The 19,049-nt window shown below is 34.1% G+C and carries 16 protein-coding genes; 2 read left to right on the top strand and 14 right to left on the bottom strand.

Annotated features, from left to right (window positions below; all coding sequences use genetic code 11):
• Positions 1 to 33: 33 nt before the first annotated feature.
• The 8 genes from R3E32_01525 to R3E32_01490 all read right to left on the bottom strand — a co-directional run bounded on the left by R3E32_01525 (position 34) and on the right by R3E32_01490 (position 10,669).
• Positions 34 to 2,394, bottom strand: a complete 2,361-nt coding sequence (locus R3E32_01525) for a VWA domain-containing protein (protein MEZ4883386.1) — start codon at positions 2,392 to 2,394, stop codon at positions 34 to 36.
• Positions 2,384 to 3,046, bottom strand: coding sequence for a hypothetical protein (locus R3E32_01520; protein MEZ4883385.1), 663 nt, complete (start codon positions 3,044 to 3,046; stop codon positions 2,384 to 2,386). The genes R3E32_01525 and R3E32_01520 overlap by 11 nt, the downstream gene beginning before the upstream one ends.
• 13 nt (positions 3,047 to 3,059) lie before the next feature.
• Complete coding sequence (locus R3E32_01515; protein MEZ4883384.1) at positions 3,060 to 5,639, bottom strand: hypothetical protein; 2,580 nt, start codon at positions 5,637 to 5,639, stop codon at positions 3,060 to 3,062.
• 4 nt (positions 5,640 to 5,643) lie between these two features.
• Entirely contained in the window at positions 5,644 to 6,372 is a 729-nt protein-coding gene (locus R3E32_01510; GenBank protein ID MEZ4883383.1) for a ubiquitin-conjugating enzyme E2, read from the bottom strand.
• Positions 6,373 to 6,675: 303 nt separating this feature from the next.
• Complete coding sequence (locus tag R3E32_01505; protein ID MEZ4883382.1) at positions 6,676 to 6,993, bottom strand: hypothetical protein; 318 nt, start codon at positions 6,991 to 6,993, stop codon at positions 6,676 to 6,678.
• Between the two features lie 25 nt (positions 6,994 to 7,018).
• Positions 7,019 to 8,383, bottom strand: coding sequence for a hypothetical protein (locus R3E32_01500; protein ID MEZ4883381.1), 1,365 nt, complete (start codon positions 8,381 to 8,383; stop codon positions 7,019 to 7,021).
• 17 nt (positions 8,384 to 8,400) lie between these two features.
• On the bottom strand, positions 8,401 to 9,603 hold the full coding sequence (locus R3E32_01495; GenBank protein ID MEZ4883380.1) for a ThiF family adenylyltransferase: 1,203 nt from the start codon (positions 9,601 to 9,603) through the stop codon (positions 8,401 to 8,403).
• A 7-nt stretch (positions 9,604 to 9,610) separates the two neighbouring features.
• On the bottom strand, positions 9,611 to 10,669 hold the full coding sequence (locus R3E32_01490; protein MEZ4883379.1) for a serine/threonine-protein kinase: 1,059 nt from the start codon (positions 10,667 to 10,669) through the stop codon (positions 9,611 to 9,613).
• A gap of 345 nt (positions 10,670 to 11,014) precedes the next feature.
• On the opposite strand from R3E32_01490, the gene R3E32_01485 reads away from it, so the two are divergent.
• Positions 11,015 to 12,394: a DUF2157 domain-containing protein gene (locus R3E32_01485; GenBank protein ID MEZ4883378.1), complete on the top strand. Its 1,380-nt coding sequence runs from the start codon at positions 11,015 to 11,017 to the stop codon at positions 12,392 to 12,394.
• Positions 12,395 to 12,544: 150 nt separating this feature from the next.
• Complete coding sequence (locus R3E32_01480) at positions 12,545 to 13,135, top strand: GDYXXLXY domain-containing protein (protein ID MEZ4883377.1); 591 nt, start codon at positions 12,545 to 12,547, stop codon at positions 13,133 to 13,135.
• A gap of 110 nt (positions 13,136 to 13,245) precedes the next feature.
• On the opposite strand, the gene R3E32_01475 is transcribed toward R3E32_01480, so the two are convergent.
• The 6 genes from R3E32_01475 to R3E32_01450 form a co-directional block, all read right to left on the bottom strand.
• Positions 13,246 to 14,346: a bifunctional 3-deoxy-7-phosphoheptulonate synthase/chorismate mutase type II gene (locus R3E32_01475; GenBank protein ID MEZ4883376.1), complete on the bottom strand. Its 1,101-nt coding sequence runs from the start codon at positions 14,344 to 14,346 to the stop codon at positions 13,246 to 13,248.
• A 75-nt stretch (positions 14,347 to 14,421) separates the two neighbouring features.
• Positions 14,422 to 15,264, bottom strand: a complete 843-nt coding sequence (locus tag R3E32_01470; GenBank protein MEZ4883375.1) for a prephenate dehydrogenase — start codon at positions 15,262 to 15,264, stop codon at positions 14,422 to 14,424.
• A gap of 41 nt (positions 15,265 to 15,305) precedes the next feature.
• The gene (locus R3E32_01465) at positions 15,306 to 16,487 is read right to left on the bottom strand and encodes an aminotransferase class I/II-fold pyridoxal phosphate-dependent enzyme (GenBank protein MEZ4883374.1); all 1,182 of its coding nucleotides are present in this window, start codon (positions 16,485 to 16,487) and stop codon (positions 15,306 to 15,308) included.
• Positions 16,488 to 16,552: 65 nt separating this feature from the next.
• Positions 16,553 to 17,392, bottom strand: a complete 840-nt coding sequence (locus tag R3E32_01460; GenBank protein ID MEZ4883373.1) for a prephenate dehydratase — start codon at positions 17,390 to 17,392, stop codon at positions 16,553 to 16,555.
• Between the two features lie 350 nt (positions 17,393 to 17,742).
• Positions 17,743 to 18,204, bottom strand: a complete 462-nt coding sequence (locus R3E32_01455) for a DUF2147 domain-containing protein (GenBank protein MEZ4883372.1) — start codon at positions 18,202 to 18,204, stop codon at positions 17,743 to 17,745.
• A 12-nt stretch (positions 18,205 to 18,216) separates the two neighbouring features.
• Entirely contained in the window at positions 18,217 to 18,846 is a 630-nt protein-coding gene (locus R3E32_01450) for an LON peptidase substrate-binding domain-containing protein (GenBank protein ID MEZ4883371.1), read from the bottom strand.
• Between the last annotated feature and the right edge of the window lie 203 nt (positions 18,847 to 19,049).

The following is a 19,049-nucleotide window of genomic DNA, read 5'->3' as shown; positions in this document are numbered from 1 at the left end:
TAAATTATAAATATTTCTTTTAAAAAAGACTGCCTAATGTTGTTTAGTAATTCTAATTCTTTTACTATTAGAACTATGAATCAGCTGAGCTCCTTGATGTTTTTTTTCATTCAATATGGAAGCATCATTAACTTGCTCTTTCTTTTCCAAATACTGTAATGTTGTTTTACTGTTCATAGATAATTGAATAATATCGCCATCATTTAATTCTCTTTCTCTTTTAATAACCACATTATTAATCAAGGTTTCTCCTAAAGGCGAGATAACAACTTTTGCTTTTTGCTCATTAAAAGTAAGAAGTGCATGTTTTCCAATCACATAACCATCTGGCCATTTAATACGAACGTGACAATCCACATCTTGTCCTATATAAATACTTAAGCATGCTTTTAACCATTTACTAATAGGCACTTTTTGACCTCTAAAGCTAGCAGGTGATAAATATTCCAAATAAAAACTTTCCAATTTAGATACTACGGTATGAATCAACCCTCCCAATATACCTCCATAAATAATAAAGCCCAATAGTTTACCTATTTCTGGATTGATATTAATTTGAGTTAAAATAAAATAAAATGGATATGCAATTAAAGCTGCAATAAATCCTCCTTTTATCCCTTGCTGCTTCTCTATTGAAGAATGAATTGTAATAACATAACCCAATGCTGTTCCAAATAATATCCAGCTAAACAACCTACCTATAAAAGGTATTGCACTAAAATAATTAACAAATAGAAAAGATTCTGCTAAGAAAATTATAAAAGCGATGAATCCTCCAATTAAGGTACGTAATACAACTTTTGAAGGTCTAAATGTTCCGCCTTGTCCAGATTCTTCTACAGCAGATAATGCCAAACTTAAACCAATTCCTAAAGCTGTACCACTTAAAGTTTGGATAAAAATACTTCCAGAAAACTGTTTATCATCTTTATCAAAAACAGATTGAAGAAAATCTTGGTAAAACCCTAAATCAATTGAATCAAAAATGAGGAAAATGCACCACCCGATAAAACCTCCCAAAGAACCAAACCACAGCCAATTCAATAAACGGTTGATTCCTTGCTGTGTAAAAAAATTAGCTTTATCATTTGGGGCAACACCATCCTTACATTGAGACGGATAATAACAACAAGAATTATTGTTTGCCTCCCAACTATCTAAGGATATTAAATGAGAACATTTTGTTACAACATAATCTTCATCCTCAAAAGGAAGCATTGTGATAGGATCGGAGCTTTTAACTTTGGGGTTTTTAACATTTAAATATTTTTTAACATATTTTTTATTAAATTGATTCTTCCTGAGAATAGGAATCATTATAGACAATAATAGTAACAATCCTATTATGAATAATAAACCACCAATAAAAATAGGAAGTTTAGAAGAGTCAGTAGTTGGAACGAGGCTTACAGCTTGTGTAGTCGACCCAAATGAATATTCTTTTAAATCTGTAAAACTTTCTGCATTATCCTTAAATTCCAGTTTGAGTTCTCTCGGCTCGCCTCGAAATACAGCATTGGGAGGACGAAGTTTTACCAAATAGTTGTGCCCTATACTTTTAGCAACTTGCTGGAACGCATTAGCCAGTTTATCAGGGGATGCAGCAAATTGATACTCATCATCTATATTTGAAGTATATTTGGGTATTTTTTCCAGAAAACTTGCATCTACATCATTCCCCAAACCAATTGTGAATATTGAAAAGTCGCTTCCTAAAGGACTAACAGCTCTGTAAACATCTTCTTGATTATACCTTGGAACGCTTTCATCTTCATATCGAGGAACCATTATTTTCCCCTTACTATTGATAATATCATTTTTACCATCAGTTAGTAAGATAATAACCTTCTTTCCGCTTTTATCTTTTAGCCTTTCTACTTTATTAATGACAGCATAATGTAAATCTGTATCATAATCACTTTGGGTTTGTTGCGAGCCTACAACATCTTCGAAGTTACTAATAGTCAGTTGCTTGTTACTACTAATATTATCATCAAAAGTAGCAAAGTAGGTAGTAGCTGGGATATTGGGTAATTCCAAAGTTTTTTTGATGGCGGATTTTGCCTTTGATAGTTTCTCTCCCCTCATACTACCACTTCTGTCTAACAAGAATAAAACGTAAACTGGTGCAGTTGCTCCATCTCCCAAACTTGACTTTATAGTATGAGGTTCAATTTTTGTCCACTCTTCATCATATATATGCAAATTATCTCTTACCATTTGTTCCTCTACACCATTTCCTCCAACAACAATATTCAAATATACATCCAATAACTTATTTTCTTTGTCAACTTCAATTTCATTTACCTTTATGTATGAAGAACCATCATTACCTACTAAAGGTATAGTACATAGAAGAAGTAATAAGAAAATAAAGTATTTGTTAGCTTTCATTTGGGTTATTTTTTTCTTTTGATTGAAACAACTCTTTCCAATTTATCCATGTAGAATTTGCATCCGCATTGTTTGCTACTCCGTTTTCCTGTTTGCTAAAAAAGCCAGTTTCAAAACTCTCGGTCAAAGAATCCAGTACAATGGCTAAATGATAAGGTTCTTTAAAAAAACCTGTGTGTATATTCAAGTCAAATGTCGATAGAAAAGGGCCATGTCCAGGGTGTGTATGAAACCACCCTAAAAGGATATCATCTGGAAATTCTTGTAAATAGTCATCTAATACCTGTAATACCCATATTCCAAAATTGAGTCTTACAGAACTGCTGAAATCTACATTTTCTGCCGCAATAAACTTTTCAATACTTACTACCAAGTTATCTTTTGAATCGTTTTCATACCCATATTTTCCTAAAAAAAAACCTCCAACTTCATTTACAGTATTCTCAGGAGTAGCTAAACTTTTTTCAACCCATTTGGTAATAGATTGATAACACGAAAAAGTTAGATAGACCGTTTTAAGGAGTGTGTCGCTATAAATTGAAGACAAATCAATCTTAATAAAATTATCTAATTTAGATAAAACCGTTTCTTCAAAGTCTTCAAAAGGCTTACACTTGTTTTGTTTGACATTTTTTATTTTAATGGATTTCATGTAATTTAAATCATTAGGTAATTCTGTTCTTATTCCTATTTTTACGATTGCTTCTTCTCCATCTTTGAAAATCTGTCCATTTAAACCAGTTTTGGTCGAGCTCTGATGTGGTATTATTTAAACTCCCATTTTGCTTTCTCGTAAAAAATGCAGTGTCTATTTCTTCAGTATTTGGATCTTGTTCCATTGCGAATTGATAAGGCTCTTTAAAAAAACCTTCATGTATCGAAATATCGGGCGTAGAAAGGAACAAACCATGCCCAGGGTGTGTATGAAACCAGCCAATTAAATTCAAATCTGCATATCTTTGAGTTGCCATATCGTATTCTTGCCAAGCCTTTGTTCCAAATTTAATTTGATACAATCCATTTCTTTCTGGGGTAACAGGAACAAACTTTTCTAAAGAAACCCTGTAGGTATCCATATTTGGAATCAATTCGTAATATCCTAATAAAAAACCGCCTATTTCTGGAATTACACCCGTTTCATTGTCTTTGCTAAATCCTTCATTTTCAACAAAATAATCAATTTTAGATGCACAATTGAGTTCTATATATACTTCTGATACTGCTGTATCCTTCCAAAGTGTCTTTAAGTCCATTTGATAATAAGAACTATTATTCATAATATTTTGAAATAACAAATTGGTTTCATTTACTCCATTTTCAATTTTTCTTTTCTGAAGTTGAATTCCTCCATAGTTTTCTTTCTTTTTGATTTTAATTTTTGACACATTACCCCCTGTTTGGGAAGGTGTAGTTACTGTATTATTTATTCCCGCCAATCTTTCTTGAGCTATAGCTTGGTGTTTCGAAGGTTCGTAATTATTATTTTTTTTATAAAGGAATGAGATAATTTTTTCTCGCATAATGTACCCTCCTAATAGCAATAATACAACCAATACAATAGATAGCCATAATAACCAATTTGTTGTAGTGCCTCCTATAGTAATTCCTTCTTTTGACACCCATTCATGATTTGAATCTCGAAATTTAATATTACTCCCTTCTTTTAAATTATACTTCTCAGATTCAATATAATACTTAATGTCACTCTGAACTTTAAGTTTATTTAGATCTCCGTTATTAACTATAAATAAATATGGAGGTTTACCGCCTCTTATTTCAAAAACATAACTATCACCTGTAGAACCTTCATAATTAACATCAAAGGGTTCTATTTCTTTCTGAAATGTAATCAATACTTTGTTGTCACCTTGTCCTACTATATAAAATTGGTAATTCTTTTCAACCTCTAAGTTTTCAATAACCAAAGAATACTTTCCTTTTTCAAAAATCCATTTAGAATTTTCTCGTATTTTAGAGAAAGGCTCAGAGTCTCCTATATTATCAGTAGGAGATAAATCAAAATATTCTCCTGCCTCTCTTCTTGGCTCTCCTTTAATTATTGTGATTATTGCAGTATTCTCTACAATTTTAGGTTCTGCTGCGACAAGATTACTCAAATCACGAATCCTTTGACTCGCGTGGGAACGATGTTCCCCTCTTGGATAATTTAATAAATAGTCGTTATATCCTTTTATATTATCATTAGTCTTAGCTTTTGCCCATGCCTGTTGTTCTTCATTCCTTTTTTTCAATGCGTCTTGCTCTAATGCTCGAATTTTTGCTTCAACTTCTTCTTTATGAGCATTTGGGTAATTTCTCCTATAATTCTTTAAAATCCCTATAGAGTTGGTACTTTTTACTTCTATCCATTCTTTTTCTGAGTTAAGCATTTGTGAAACATTAGAATCCTCTTTACTTACACTGCTTTTATGTTCAGATTCTACATAATCTTGAGACTCGCATATCTTGTCTTGTATATGTAAGTCTAATGCTTCCCATAAATCAGCTAACTCACCTTCTAATCTATTACAATCCTTATTTTGATTTCTAAATTCTTTTTTAATATTCTTGATAATATCATCATTATTATTATATTTTTTACTTAGTAGAACTTGAAATAAATTTTTTAATTCATTCTTTTCATCTTTATTAATTTTCTTTAATTCAGTTTTCTTTTCTATTTTAACTTTTGGTTGGTTATTATTTATAATATTTTTTGTTTTCAGCCATTTACTCGGTACTTCAATATTTATTTCTTTGTTAAGAATAATTTCTTCATTCGAAATTTCATGATAGTTTATTTCGATTCCCAATTTAAACCGTCCCCTTATTTTATTACTATTTAATTCAGTTTTATTAATAGGAAAAATTAATTCAGTAACCTCATTCTTATTCAAATTCACATATCCCACATCTTTTAATTTTTTATCCAATAGAAATTGTTTTTTAGGAATATAAACATTACTTATAGTAACTTGAATTTTAGTGTCACTTGAAATGTTGCTTTTTATCTGAAGGGTAACTTTTATGCCTCCACGTTTCGCATTTATATCAAATTCTCTACTTACTTTATCTTTAGTAGAAAACCACTTCTCTTCTGAATCTTCTAATACAGCTATACCTACAACAATTTTTAACTCCTCTTCTAAATCAGCTCCATACTTAACAATCTTTGGAGGAACTTGAGCAAATAGCATAGTAAATTGAATAGAAAATAGTATAAAAAATGTAATAATATTTTTCATAAGACTAACTCAATTTTGTGATTTTAATAGAACTTCCCCCTTCTACACTTCCAAGTGGTTTATTATCAGAATTCTGACTAGTATCTGTTATACTTTCATTTGATATTTTTGTAATTTTTATCTTCGGTTTAGGCTTCACAGGCTTAGGTGGTGTAGGTTGCACAAATCCATCTTCAGGTAATAACAATTCATCAAAATCCACATATATTTTTCGATTCTTATTCACAATCCCCATAGGTTCTGCATATTGCCGAACCCATTCCGCAACCATTGGATCTTCAGGATATGGATCTGTATTTATGGCATGGTAATTTTTATATTGAAGTATTTCACCAATAAACCTAACTAACATATCTAATGTGTGCCAAGCACCTAAAGCTTTGTCGTTTACGCATATATGCCCTTTATTAGGTTCGTCATATCTTATATTTGGATGCCAAATTGGAGTACGCATATAGCACCTTGGAGGGCTTGTAACGCTTGGATAATCCGAAGGGAAACTAATTTCTGCAGTATGGTGGAATCCATAGATAGGAGATTTATCGGAATTAATCCCTATAATACTTTTAACATTATAATGAATTAAGTAGGCATCAGGAGGGGATTTTCCTAATTGTCTCAATACTTCATAAGAAATTTTGTTACTTCTATTACAAAATTCCTCCAATAAAAGATGTTCTTTTGCTTTACGTTTATGTCTTGGGTTTTTAAGTTTAGATAAATTATAATTCATATTAATATTATTAATGAAAATTAATTCTATTTTGTATTCTGAGTATCTAAGCAGATTTAAAGAAATATTGAAATTTTCGCAAAATATTTAAAATAATAATTTTGCGAATTTAAAAGTATGTAAATAATTTTGCTTAGATGCTTGATAAACTGTTTCAAAAATAAATTGTGATTACCAATATAACGCCAATTAAAATTGAGTGTTAAGCTAAATCTAAAGAAACTTTTGAAATAGTGCAGTGTATTAACGATTTCAAGTAAAGTACTATTAGCATTTAATCATGCAATTGTATTTGTATTTTTTTTAAATTCCACCTGCTTCAATAACGGGAAATAATAGTAAAGTATCATTATGCTTTACACCTGCATCCAATAAAGTAACATTTTCTTGTATTTGAACTCCTGTACCTTTTGATACTAATCTAAATATATAAGGTTGTCCTTCCTGATTAATCCTAGAGATTCCTAGACTAGGTTCTTCAATTAAGCTATCAATAACTTGTTTGCCTGTAGATTGAGCAGGCAATTCTACTGACACCTCATAGTTATCTGGTTGAATCCTGACTACTACACTTAAATCAGTATTTTCATTGATTGTAACGTTATCATTATAAGTTCCCATTTAAATATATTTTAAGGTGAATAAATTAATATTTGTCAATTTTTTTGATTTTAATTCCGCTGCTTTTTGGTTTAGGTATTGAAGACTTATATCCTAACTTCACTGGTTTATCCTCATTTTTATGCGACACAGTATTTGCTTCTTGCTCTCTTTGCATAAAAAACCATATCGCACCAGCAAATATTAGAATCATTAAAAAACCTATACTTACATATATATATGAAAAAGAGCTTTCTCCTACTTTTATTTGTTTCTCTACTCTTTGCCCACTATTATCCGTGAAAAGAAAATTATAGGCAGAGCCATCAGCTTTTAAATTTAAATTTTTAATAGAATATTCAAAGTAATCTCCAATTTTCACTTCAGAATTTAAAGTGATTTTTTCTGTGAAGTCTCTTGTTCCTCTCTTACTCCAACTTAGAGTATAGGGAATTTGACCTCCTTGTATAGTTATCATTATTTTTTCGTTATCATAATAAAGGCTATCAAGAATCAAAGGCGTTATTTTATATTCAAAATTTTTTACTCCCATACTTCCATTTCTACCTTTTATGGTAAGAGTATATGGTTTCTCCTCTAAATTTTTGATATTAAGATGATAAGAAAAATCCCCTTCATTGTTCCACTCAAAACTCTCATTATCTTGAAGGCCTTCCACTTTAAATGGTTTATGTTCCGAATCATCCATATAATTTGCTTGCGAAACAATCGGAATCTGTACACTATTTCGCTCCCACTTAGGTTCTAATATTTCTATTTTACTCAATGACGCAATATTAGAATCTGCTTGTTTTCTATGTTTTCCAATAGGATATTTTTTTCGGTATTCTTCAAATGCAGTCAATGTATTTGTACCTATAGCGGTATCCCAATCGTTTTGTTCAGCAGCAATTTTAGCCTGAATTTTTCGTATTTTTTCTTCGGCATTTTCCGAATAATCCCCATTCGGAAAATTTTGCAAATAATTATTATAAGCACTAATTGTATTTAGGCTTGTAGCTTCCAACCATGCTTCTTCATCAGGATTTTGATTTGAATAAGAGTTGTCATAATAACTTTCCAATTCTCTTATTCTTTGCCGAGCATCATTCACAAACAATCCATAAGGGAATATACTTATGTATTCATTATAATTGGCGATATTATCTTCCTCTTTTACTGCTGTCCAAGCAATTCCATCTACAATATAAATAGCAGCAAGGTTTTCTTTTGCTTGATCGATATTTTTTCCATTGGGATAGTTATTGATGTAATATTCATATCCTCTTGCATCTAAATTCTCCCCGTATTCTCTTGCAGTTAACCATGCTTCCTTTTCATCTGTTTGTCCATTAGCTACAATAGACATTAACAAACACAGGAGCAACAAATGGATAGATATTAATTTCATAGTAAAAAAGAGTACTTTTAAAAGTTATATAAACTTAAATCTCCAGTAAGTTCTACATAATTAGTAGTTTCATTTGCATGGACTTTTATGATGTGCAAAGGAGGAATTCCAATTTCTTTCAGTGATAATTGTTGATTCTCAAAATTGCCATCTATAACTGCTATATCTTTTGTGATAAAAATTTTATCATTTGGTGCTGTTTGGTGTTTTGCGATAAGGTTATTTGTAAAATGTGGTCTTGCAATAACCACAGGAATACTTTCTTTATTACTTTCTGAGTTAATTTCAAGAATCAAATCATGATCTAATTCTATCACAGGGTTTTCATCTTTGAAATATTCCTTCAACCAAGACAAAACATCTTCTATACTAAAATCAGCACTTAGCGGTGATTCTATAATGTCTTCATAAACAAAATGACTCAAGCAGTCCTCTTTTAAGTATGCAGATTTATATAACAACGATTCATTACTCATACCTTCATAGTAATACGTTTTGCCAGCAGTCAGTTGTTCTACATTGTTATGAATGACTTTGAGAGACTCTTGGACTTGCATTGCTCCAATGATTGAAGAAGATATAGGAGTAGTAGGTATTCTTCCCTGAGAAACATTCCGTTGTGCAACATCTAAACATCCAATCTTGTACTTAATATTAGCCCATGCACTCTCCGATAAGGAACACTCATAGCATGATACAGTTGGTTTGTAAACTACACATTTGCCTGCCAAATTTTCAATTCCTCCATCTATCCAAACTTTGTTTACCTTATGACAGGATCTATTTAAAGATAACCTTGCTAAGCGGTTGTCCAAACATCCAATAACAACATCCATTCGTCGAAATAATCCCAGTCCAACATCAATCGAAATATCCCCTTTGATTGTTCGGACATTAATATTAGGGTTTATTTCCCTAATTCGCTCTGCTGCAGTATCTGCTTTGTATTTACCTCCTTTACTATCTGATTCTCTAAACAAAATAGACCTACACAAATTAGAATATTCAATAGTATCAAAATCGACTATAAATACATTTCCAACATTCAGCAATGTAAGATTTTTCAATACTTCATTACCAAGGGCACCTGCACCAACAACCATGACATTTGCATTTCTAACTCGGTCTTTTTCCCACCAAGAAATCATCTGGAAGGTACTGTCCCACTCACTGGGGGGCATTTTCAATGATATTATTTTTTGAGTGGATGTGTCAATCATATCGATATTATTTTTTAGGTTTAATGGTAATCTTTTGTTTACTTTTTGATATTTTAATGATTTTCCCTGTTTTTATTGAAGGTGTTTTTTCGTCATTTATTTGAGTAGTTTTTATTACTATAGGCTTTATTATAGGTTTTATGAATGGTAAAGATTTTTTATGATCTTCATTCTGCAGCCCTACTAATCCAAACAAATCTTGCGATCTTCTTACTCTTTTTTTGGCATCTCTAATCAAACACTGTTCAACTATGGTACGATAAGGTTGTGGAATTAAGTCAAAATTCGTTGGTATGGGATTGTGAAGTATATTATTCCTAATTTGAAAATAGGTTGTTGCAGTATTTATTACTCCAAAAGGAAGTTGCCTTTTGAATATAAAATACACTAGCATCCCCAAAGCCCATAAGTCCGCATTCAGGCTAATTTGTGGTTGTCCATATTCATTTAGAACAGAATAATCATTACTAAATATTTCTGGTGCCATATAAGCTGGTGTTCCAACCAAATCAATCTTTTTTTCCTTTACCAAGACCAGTCTTTTTTGAACTTGACTTGCCAAGCCAAAATCTCCAATTTTAATTATGAAATCATTTGGGTTTTCTCCTGTAATGTGAATTAGTAAGTTCTCAGGTTTTATATCTCGATGTATAATATTATTGTCTCCTAGAAAAGCCAATCCTTTAAGAATACCCCTAACAATTTTTTTTATCTTTAACAATGATTCTCTATCTAAAGGATTTTTCATTGATCTTAATAGATTCTTTAAATCACCTCCATTTGCATATTCCATAACTGCTGTTTGTTTCACTTCACCAGATAAGAACTCAACATCATATCCTGAGTAATATCTTATTAAATTAGGGTGTTCTAACTTAATGGCTTTTTTTATTTCTGAAATAACATCATATTTAGATACTTGTCCGTTATAAAACTTTAAAACCACATACTCACCTCTAATTTTAGAGAAGGCTTTATATACCTCCCCAAAACCTCCTTTTCCCAAAAAGTCTTTTTGGTCATCAAATAAGTATGTTTTTCTAAACTCTTGTATAGAGACTTTCATCTAATAATTATTTATTTTTAAACTATATCATTTTAATTTAAATAGTTATTTCTCTTATATGAATATTAGGTCGTTTAATAATAGTGTAAATTTAAGACAGGTATTTTCAAAAAACAATATAACTTTAGTTATAATTATCTTATATCTCTTTATCTTAAAGTTATTATAATTTTCAAAAATTATCTTATGGAGATATACTCCTATGTAATAAACGACCAATTTTCTTTCCCAACAACAACCATCAGAAAGTTAATTACCTTTTTATGACAAAAAAAAAATTAAAAACTATATTTATCCATTCTCCCAAATTTCCCCTATCTTCATAATCCCAAAACCAACACCCTTATGAACCAACCCGAACAAAACTCCTTCCTCCAATCCCAAATCCCCCTATGGCTCTCCAAAGGCTGGATAAGCAATGATACCGCCCAAGAAATACTTCAATACTATGAAAGCACCGAAGTCACACCGTCGATGTCAATGCCAAAAAACAGCATCAACTGGGGCTTCATCATCATGGGTATATTGGGAGCAACATTAATAGGCAGCGGCATCATCTTGATATTCGCACACAATTGGGACGATTTCAGCCGAAGCACCAAAACAATTCTGTGTTTTCTACCCTTGATAAGCGCACAAATCATTTATGGATATAGTTTTTTCAAAAAATCGGATTCAGTAGCATGGATAGAAAGCACAGCCATATTTTTGATGTTGATGTTGGCGAGTTGCATGGCATTGATCAGTCAGACCTACAATTTGCCAGGTACAATACAAGATTTTTTATTTGTGTGGTGTTTGCTAACCATTCCCTTACTCTATCTCAGCAATGCCACTTTGGTTTGTGTATTGTATTTGTGTCTGATTAGTTCGTGGGCAATGGGAGCAGGGAGGTATGGTGAAAGCATCTGGTATTGGGGATTTCTGTTGGCAGCATTACCGCACTTGTGGAAAAATTTGCAAGTATTGCAGAAAGGATATGCTACAAAAAACTTTGTTGGTTTTGGAGATAGGGCAAGGGCGAATTTACTGGGATGGACTTTGGTCATTACCTTCGTTATTGCCATACACAATGTTTTTGAAAACCGTGTTGCTCTAAATTGGTTGCTTGGAGATTCTATCATTTTTACTTTTTTGTATATGCTTGGTAAACAGTTCTTTGGCCAAGAAAAAAGTATGTGGTTGCGGCCATTTCAGACCACTGCGATTGCAGGGATTTTTGTTATGTCTATGTTTTTGACCTTCAAATGGCACCTGAGTGATATTGATTTTTCAAAATGGATAGCTGGGAAAAATTACCCTCAATTTGCTACTTGGGTCAATTTTGCCGTTTTGCTCATTGCAGTTGTTGCACTCAAAGCTTTGGCGATTCAGTTTTGGCAAAAAGGGCGGCAGGTGAATTATTTATTGTTGAGCTTTCCAACAATGGTTTTGGTTGGTATTTTTATAGCCTTATCTACGAATGATTTTTGGGTGAGGGCCTTGTTCAATTTGTACATTTTCGCATGGGGATTGTACTATGTCAATGAAGGAATCAAGCATCAATTGGTGGCTTTGGTCAATGCAGGTACTTTGTTTTTGGCGACCTTACTCATTGTACGTTTCTTTGACAGCGATTTGGATTTCTTATTGAAGGGAATCGCTTTTGTAGTAATTGGTGTGGGCTTTCTGACTGCCAATTATGTGTTGACCAAACGATTGAAGCAGGTGAATAGTGATGAGTAGTTGAGTGAATGGTGATTTGGTTTCCACAAATTATTCTTCCGAAACCATAAATCATAAATTCCTGTTCCCTTTTCGCCATCATCAAAATCCTTCAAGTTCCTTACCATCTTTACCATCTAAAAGTTCATCTTCAAAAAATCCAATACAAAAATGAAAAAACCAATCTATCTTACCGCTGCTTTTTTCATAGTCATGTTGCTGTATTTGGCCTACCCTGCCTATTTGATTGCAACACATGAGAATACGCTCAGCACAGGACAAGTTTTTCGATTCAAACCACGACCCGTTGATCCCTATGATGCTTTTCGAGGCAAATATATTGTGCTTTCTTATGAAGAAAACAGTCTGACCTATCCCAATGCAATGGAAACTTTTGACTTCAATTCAAAGGTGTATTTGGAGGTCAATACAGATGCTCAGGGTTTTGCCAAAATCACGAATGCCTACACCCAAACTCCCGATTTCTCCAATTATATCGCTACAAATGTCAATTATGTCGATAGCAATACCATCTACTACAACCTGCCTTTTGATCGCTACTATCTGAATGAATACGATGCGCCTGTTGCAGAACAAGCTTACAATGATATACTTAGACAACAAAACCGCAACGATAGTACAACCGTTGCGGCTTATATAGATGTTCGTGTTAAAAACGGTTTGGCAATTATTGAAGAGTTGTATCTTCAAAATCAGCTAATTAAGGAATATTTGGAGGGATTGAAGCGATTGAAAAATTGAAGAATATTGGAAACCACTTCAAGAAATTGACCCTGCAATTAGGCGATTGATAAAATATACAGATGAGAAATTAAAACACTAAATAAGATGATGTGATTTCAATTCCACCATTATGCAATCTCACTATTCATCACCTTTGTCTGGTGTCGAATAGATTCATTGTGTACTGCTGTATATAAATCCTGCATAAAATGTGCGCTCAAACCTACTTTTTCACCTTCTGCAATTCGATCACGAATCAACTCATCCCACCTTGCAGGCTGCAAAATTGTGATGCCATTTTCACGCTTATAATCTCCGATTCGCTCAGCAATACCCATTCTTTCGACCAAGAGTGAGAGTACTTCCTTGTCTTTTTCGTCAATCAATTCTCGCAAATCGTCCAAATTGTGTTGCACCATCACATCATCCGTTGAAGTTTTACGAATGACCAAAGAATTAATGATTTCGCCATATCTTTCTGGTATAACCTGCTGTTTAGCATCGCTCAATGCTTTGGCAGGATTGATATGTGATTCAATCATCAATCCGTCAAAATTCAAATCCATCGCTTTTTGAGATACTTCCTGCAAAAGATCTCGGCGACCACAAATATGACTAGGATCACAAATAATAGGTAATTCAGGAATACGGCGCATCAATTCAATCGGAATTTCCCAAAGCGGAATATTGCGGTAGCGGGTTTGACTATGAGAGGAAAAACCACGGTGAATAGCCGCCAATTTGGTAATGCCCGCTCGGTTCAAACGCTCAAATGCACCAATCCATAGATCCAAATCGGGATTTACAGGATTTTTCACCATCACAGGAATATCCACATCTACCAAAGCATCCGCAATTTCTTGAACTGCAAAAGGATTGACCGTAGTTCTTGCACCAATCCAGAGGATGTCAATGCCCATTCTAAGAGCTTCATAGACGTGTTTCACATTCGCCACTTCACAGGTTACAGGCAATCCCGTTTGTTTTGAAGCGTTTTTCAGCCACTTCAAAGCAGGACTTCCCATGCCTTCAAAACTATTTGGGCGAGTACGAGGTTTCCAAATACCTGCCCGCAAAAGGTGTATTTTTTGTTTTGACAAGCGTTGAGCCGTTTCCAACACCTGTTCCTCTGTTTCGGCACTACATGGACCGCTAATCAACAAAGGTTCTTTTCTACTCAATCCTAAACCCCACTCTTCCAGCGGTGTAATATTCAATTTAACTTGCATAATTGCTATAACTTTATTTTTGTTAATAATGAATTTTTGTTTTTCTGATGGTTATACTGAGAACAATTCCTACATTTACTTCAGGATTTTCCGAATCTCATTCGCAGACTGCATCATTTTCGCCAGCTCGTCAAATTCTCCCTGCTCAATATGCCATCTCCAAAGTAGTAAATTTTTGACATACGTATTGATTACCTCCATGATATTGTCTGCATTTTGCTCAAATATTTGCGACCACATTTCGGGTGAACTTTTCGCCAAGCGCACAGTGGAAGCAAAACCTCCACCAGCCATATTAAAAATATTTGCTACACTTTTTTCTTTCTCCAACACTGTATTTGCCAGTATGAATGAACTAATATGCGAAACATGTGACACATACGCTGCATGAACATCATGTTCGGCAGCATCCATTTCGATTATCCGCATCTTCAATCTACTATACATAAATCCTACCGTGTGTTTCGCCTCTGGGGTACTGTCTGTGGCATTGCACAAAATCGCCACCTTACCGTCAAACATTCCACGAATTGCGGCCCTCGGCCCTGAATATTCTGTTCCTGCCATAGGATGTGAAGCCACATATTGACCTCTTTTAGGGTGATTTTCAACTGCTTTCACCATGCCACCTTTTGTTGAACCCATATCTGTCACCACAGCATCGTCTTTTATAGAATCCAATACGATTGGTAATAATTTGATAATCGCATTAACAGGAACAGCCAAAATCACCAAATCCGCTAACTCAACCGCTTCCTTCAATTTCATCACTTCATCTACTAAGCCCAATTCTAGTGCATCTTCAGTATGTTTTGGATTTGCATCCACACCAATCACTTTTTGCGTAAACCCTCGCTCTTTTAGGTCCAAGCCCAAAGAACCGCCTATCAATCCCAGTCCTATAATCGTTGTAGTCATCTTCTTGAAAAATTGCTTAATTTTTGAACCCTAGCAAAATCTTAATTGTTCATCGGAGTTTGATGGTGAAATTTTTGAAGTCTATTTTTTGCTTCCTCCAATACTTTTAACGAACTGCAAAGTGAAATTCGCACATACCGTTCACCTGCCGACCCAAAAATAAATCCAGGAGTCATAAATACATTCGTTTTCTGCAACAATTCATCTATCCATACCTCGACAGACAATACACCCTCAGGCACTTTTGCCCAAACAAACATACCCACTTGATTGGAAGTATAACGACAATCCAACATGTCTAATATTTCATAAGCCATCTTTCGCCTAAGCCCATATTCCTTATTTTGCAGCTCATGCCAATCTTCTGAGTTCGTCAAGGCTTCAATTGCAGCCTGTTGAATACCCAAAAACATCCCCGAATCCATATTACTTTTCACCTTCAATATGGGCTGCAAATACTCACTTGCGCCAAGCACCATCCCCACACGCCAACCCGCCATATTGTGTGACTTACTCAACGAATTTAGCTCAATTGCCACCTCCTTTGCACCGTCCACTTCCAAGATACTTTTCGGGTCTTTGTTTAGTACCAAACTATATGGATTATCATTGACTATCAAAACATTGTGTTTATGAGCAAAGGACACCAAACGCTCAAACAACTTGTAAGAAGCATCTGCACCTGTTGGCATATTTGGATAATTTACCCACATTATTTTGACTTTTTCTAAATCCATATCCTCCAATGTCGCCCAATCAGGTTTCCAATTGTTCTCCTCCATCAAATTATACGGCAACAAATTAGCGTCCAATAGTTTAGAAACAGACGAATAGGTCAAATAACCAGGATTGGGGACCAATACACCGTCTCCGGAATTCAAAAACGCCATCGAAATGTGCATGATTCCTTCCTTAGAACCCATCAATGGCAATATCTCCGATCCTGAATCCACATCCACATCATAGACCCGTTTGTACCATTTTGCCATTGCAACCCGAAGTTCAGGAATGCCTGTATAGCTTTGATAACCATGAATATCTTGTCTATTTGCAGTCTTTTTCAAGGCATCAACCGTCTGCTTTGAAGGGGGTAAATCGGGGCTACCAATGCCGATATTGATGATATCTTTACCCTCCGCCTTCATTTCTTGAATTTGCCGCAATTTTTTGGAGAAATAATATTCCTCAACAGTGTTCAATCTATTTGCTGTCGAAATAATCATTTTTTTTATGTATTGGTGTGCTGTTATGTTAATGTGTTGAAATTAAGTACTGAGCCATTCAGCCATCAAATCGTCCGGTGCTTAACTCCTCTTTGGTATTCGCCCAAAATCTGCAATTCATTGATATAAGGCTGAATAGCCTCCAAAGATTTTCTATATCCATCATAATCTGAAAACTCAACATCCAAATGAAAAAAGTATTCCCATGCTTTACCTACAACTGGCAACGATTGAATCTTGGTAAGGTTGATACCTTGTTCGCTCAAGATTGTCAGCGTTTTAGCCAAAGAACCCACTTCATGGACCAAGTGAAAACAAATGGAAGCTTTATTAGAAGGCAGTTGCGTTTTTTGGGTAAATTCTTTGTGCTGTAAAACCAAAAAGCGGGTAAAATTCCTTTTGTTCGTTTCAATACCCTCTGCTACAATTTCTAACTTGTAGTAATCTGCCGCCAAACTACTGGCTATTGCAGCCCTTCCTCTGGTTCTTTTTTCGCTCAACTCTTTGGCACTCCAGGCTGTATCAATCGTTTCCACAGGTTTCAAATGATGTTTATCCAGAAAATTTTGACATTGAAGAATCGCCATCGGATGTGAATGAACTTCCTGAATATTTTCTACTTTTTGACCATCGACACTTAACAAATGATGCTGAATCCGCAAATAGACTTCTCCAATAATCTTCATTTCAGAATTTCGGAGCATTGCATAATTGGGTAATATCGTCCCTGCAACGGTGTTTTCAATCGCCATCACCCCATAATAATTGGGCTGCTTTTGGAAAGTATGGAACATTTGCGGAAATGTCTCACATTCAATGCTCTCTATCACTTCCCGCTCTCCAAAATATTTGAAGGCAGCTATCTGGTGAAAACATCCTCTAATCCCTTGAATCGCTACTTGCATAGTATAATTTTGAATTTGCTTCTTTTAAAACTTCGAAGGTCTTCAAGACATCGAAAGTTTGTGACTTGTTACAAAAAAAAAGCCCCGACTTTTTTAGTCGAGGCCTTTGTAAATGATTCTTTTGTATATGACATTACCATTTCCTCAACTTTTCGTCTGGAGCACAGAAATAAAAAAAATAAAAACTGCTATTTGAAACGGTAAAATTCATGTTCTCTTTGTTTATGATGCCGTAAAGCTAAAGGAGTTTTTATTCTCCACCAAATATTTTTTGAAGAAATCGCAAAAAAAGTGAATTATTTTGTGATTTATTGAAATAATCTGCCTTTTCTTTACAAAACTATCAATCGCTAGTTCACTCTTGTCCACACATTCGATTTTCCAAGCCATCGCATACCCGCAATGTATCCCTTCAAATACAAGCTACCATCCTCCTGCAATTTTAGATAACCACTGTATGTTTTACCCGATCGAGAATTGTAAACAGTTCCACCTGTCCACTCCTTTGATTTAGCATCATATTTAAAGTCCCTCAAAACCACAAGACCTACAATCGGTTGATTCCTCAACGCAGTATCCTCATTGTAAATGTCTTTGCGGGGAGTACCATCTGCATTATTCGGTTCTGAAATCCAAACAATTTTCCCAAAATAGGTATCTCCTTTTTTATACACTTCAATTTTCCCATCTTTTTCTGGAACCAACCAAGTGCCTACAATTTCATCGGCTCCTGATTGTGCCAATACCAGATCTTGTCCCAATAAAAAAGTGCTCAACAAGACAGTAATTACACTCTGAAAAAACAATTTCATACTTTGTTAATTTTATAAATCAAGTTTGTTAAAATTCTTAAAATATCCATTCATCTGTACTTTTGCTTTGATTTCCTCCGTGCGAATGACCACAGGAACAATATCCTTCAAATGAGTCAATATATTTTGCAGCCTTTCACTCTCTTTTTTTAACTGCAATAATTCATATTCTTGCTCAAGCGAAAAACCAATATTGTGTGCCACTTCAAAAGAATAGAAGTCTGCTTTGACAAACTCTTTGACCTTCAATGCTTCATATAGCAACGTCAATTGCTCGATTATCATGATTCTCGCCGCTAAATCATCATCCTCTATATTCTTTTGATACATCACCTCAGCAGAAGGATACAATTTTCCCTCAGTTATTCTCTGGAAGTTTTTCAAACGAAAAGGACGAATACCTTTTGTCACCACATCCAATTCACCGTTTTGATACACTTTTTCAATAGAAATCAAACGCATTTCCGTACCGAATTCTTTTACTTTACCATCAATATACACTGGAATTCCAAAAGTTGTTTGCTGCTTGTCACATTCATAAATCAATTGTTTGTAACGTGGCTCAAAAACATGCAGTTTCAGTTTTTCTTCAGGAAAAACCACTAAATTGAGTGGAAAAAGGGGTAAGAAATTGGTATCCATAAGTTTGATTTGTGAAGATAAAAGCAAAACAGACGTTTTACAATACACTACAAAAGTACAATATATCAGCAAAATTGTTTTTGCCTTCTGACCTATAACTTATAAAGCAGAGTCGAATGACCTAATTGGCAGGAGTTTATGCTAAAATCCCAATTGAATATTAAAGAAAAAGGTGACAATTCATTAGAAATTGCCACCTTTTT

This window comes from Chitinophagales bacterium, assembly GCA_041392475.1.
In the GTDB taxonomy this organism is placed as follows: domain Bacteria; phylum Bacteroidota; class Bacteroidia; order Chitinophagales; family UBA2359; genus JAUHXA01.
This window is presented reverse-complemented; position numbering and strand designations above follow the sequence as displayed.

Excerpts from the sequence above, each read along its gene's own strand:
- R3E32_01525 (MEZ4883386.1), bottom strand. The coding sequence starts at position 2,394 with ATGAAAGCTAACAAATACTTTATTTTCTTATTACTTCTTCTATGTACT.
- R3E32_01520 (MEZ4883385.1), bottom strand. The coding sequence starts at position 3,046 with ATGAAATCCATTAAAATAAAAAATGTCAAACAAAACAAGTGTAAGCCT.
- R3E32_01515 (MEZ4883384.1), bottom strand. The coding sequence starts at position 5,639 with ATGAAAAATATTATTACATTTTTTATACTATTTTCTATTCAATTTACT.
- R3E32_01510 (MEZ4883383.1), bottom strand. The coding sequence starts at position 6,372 with ATGAATTATAATTTATCTAAACTTAAAAACCCAAGACATAAACGTAAA.
- R3E32_01505 (MEZ4883382.1), bottom strand. The coding sequence starts at position 6,993 with ATGGGAACTTATAATGATAACGTTACAATCAATGAAAATACTGATTTA.
- R3E32_01500 (MEZ4883381.1), bottom strand. The coding sequence starts at position 8,383 with ATGAAATTAATATCTATCCATTTGTTGCTCCTGTGTTTGTTAATGTCT.
- R3E32_01495 (MEZ4883380.1), bottom strand. The coding sequence starts at position 9,603 with ATGATTGACACATCCACTCAAAAAATAATATCATTGAAAATGCCCCCC.
- R3E32_01490 (MEZ4883379.1), bottom strand. The coding sequence starts at position 10,669 with ATGAAAGTCTCTATACAAGAGTTTAGAAAAACATACTTATTTGATGAC.
- R3E32_01485 (MEZ4883378.1), top strand. The coding sequence starts at position 11,015 with ATGAACCAACCCGAACAAAACTCCTTCCTCCAATCCCAAATCCCCCTA.
- R3E32_01480 (MEZ4883377.1), top strand. The coding sequence starts at position 12,545 with ATGAAAAAACCAATCTATCTTACCGCTGCTTTTTTCATAGTCATGTTG.
- R3E32_01475 (MEZ4883376.1), bottom strand. The coding sequence starts at position 14,346 with ATGCAAGTTAAATTGAATATTACACCGCTGGAAGAGTGGGGTTTAGGA.
- R3E32_01470 (MEZ4883375.1), bottom strand. The coding sequence starts at position 15,264 with ATGACTACAACGATTATAGGACTGGGATTGATAGGCGGTTCTTTGGGC.
- R3E32_01465 (MEZ4883374.1), bottom strand. The coding sequence starts at position 16,487 with ATGATTATTTCGACAGCAAATAGATTGAACACTGTTGAGGAATATTAT.
- R3E32_01460 (MEZ4883373.1), bottom strand. The coding sequence starts at position 17,392 with ATGCAAGTAGCGATTCAAGGGATTAGAGGATGTTTTCACCAGATAGCT.
- R3E32_01455 (MEZ4883372.1), bottom strand. The coding sequence starts at position 18,204 with ATGAAATTGTTTTTTCAGAGTGTAATTACTGTCTTGTTGAGCACTTTT.
- R3E32_01450 (MEZ4883371.1), bottom strand. The coding sequence starts at position 18,846 with ATGGATACCAATTTCTTACCCCTTTTTCCACTCAATTTAGTGGTTTTT.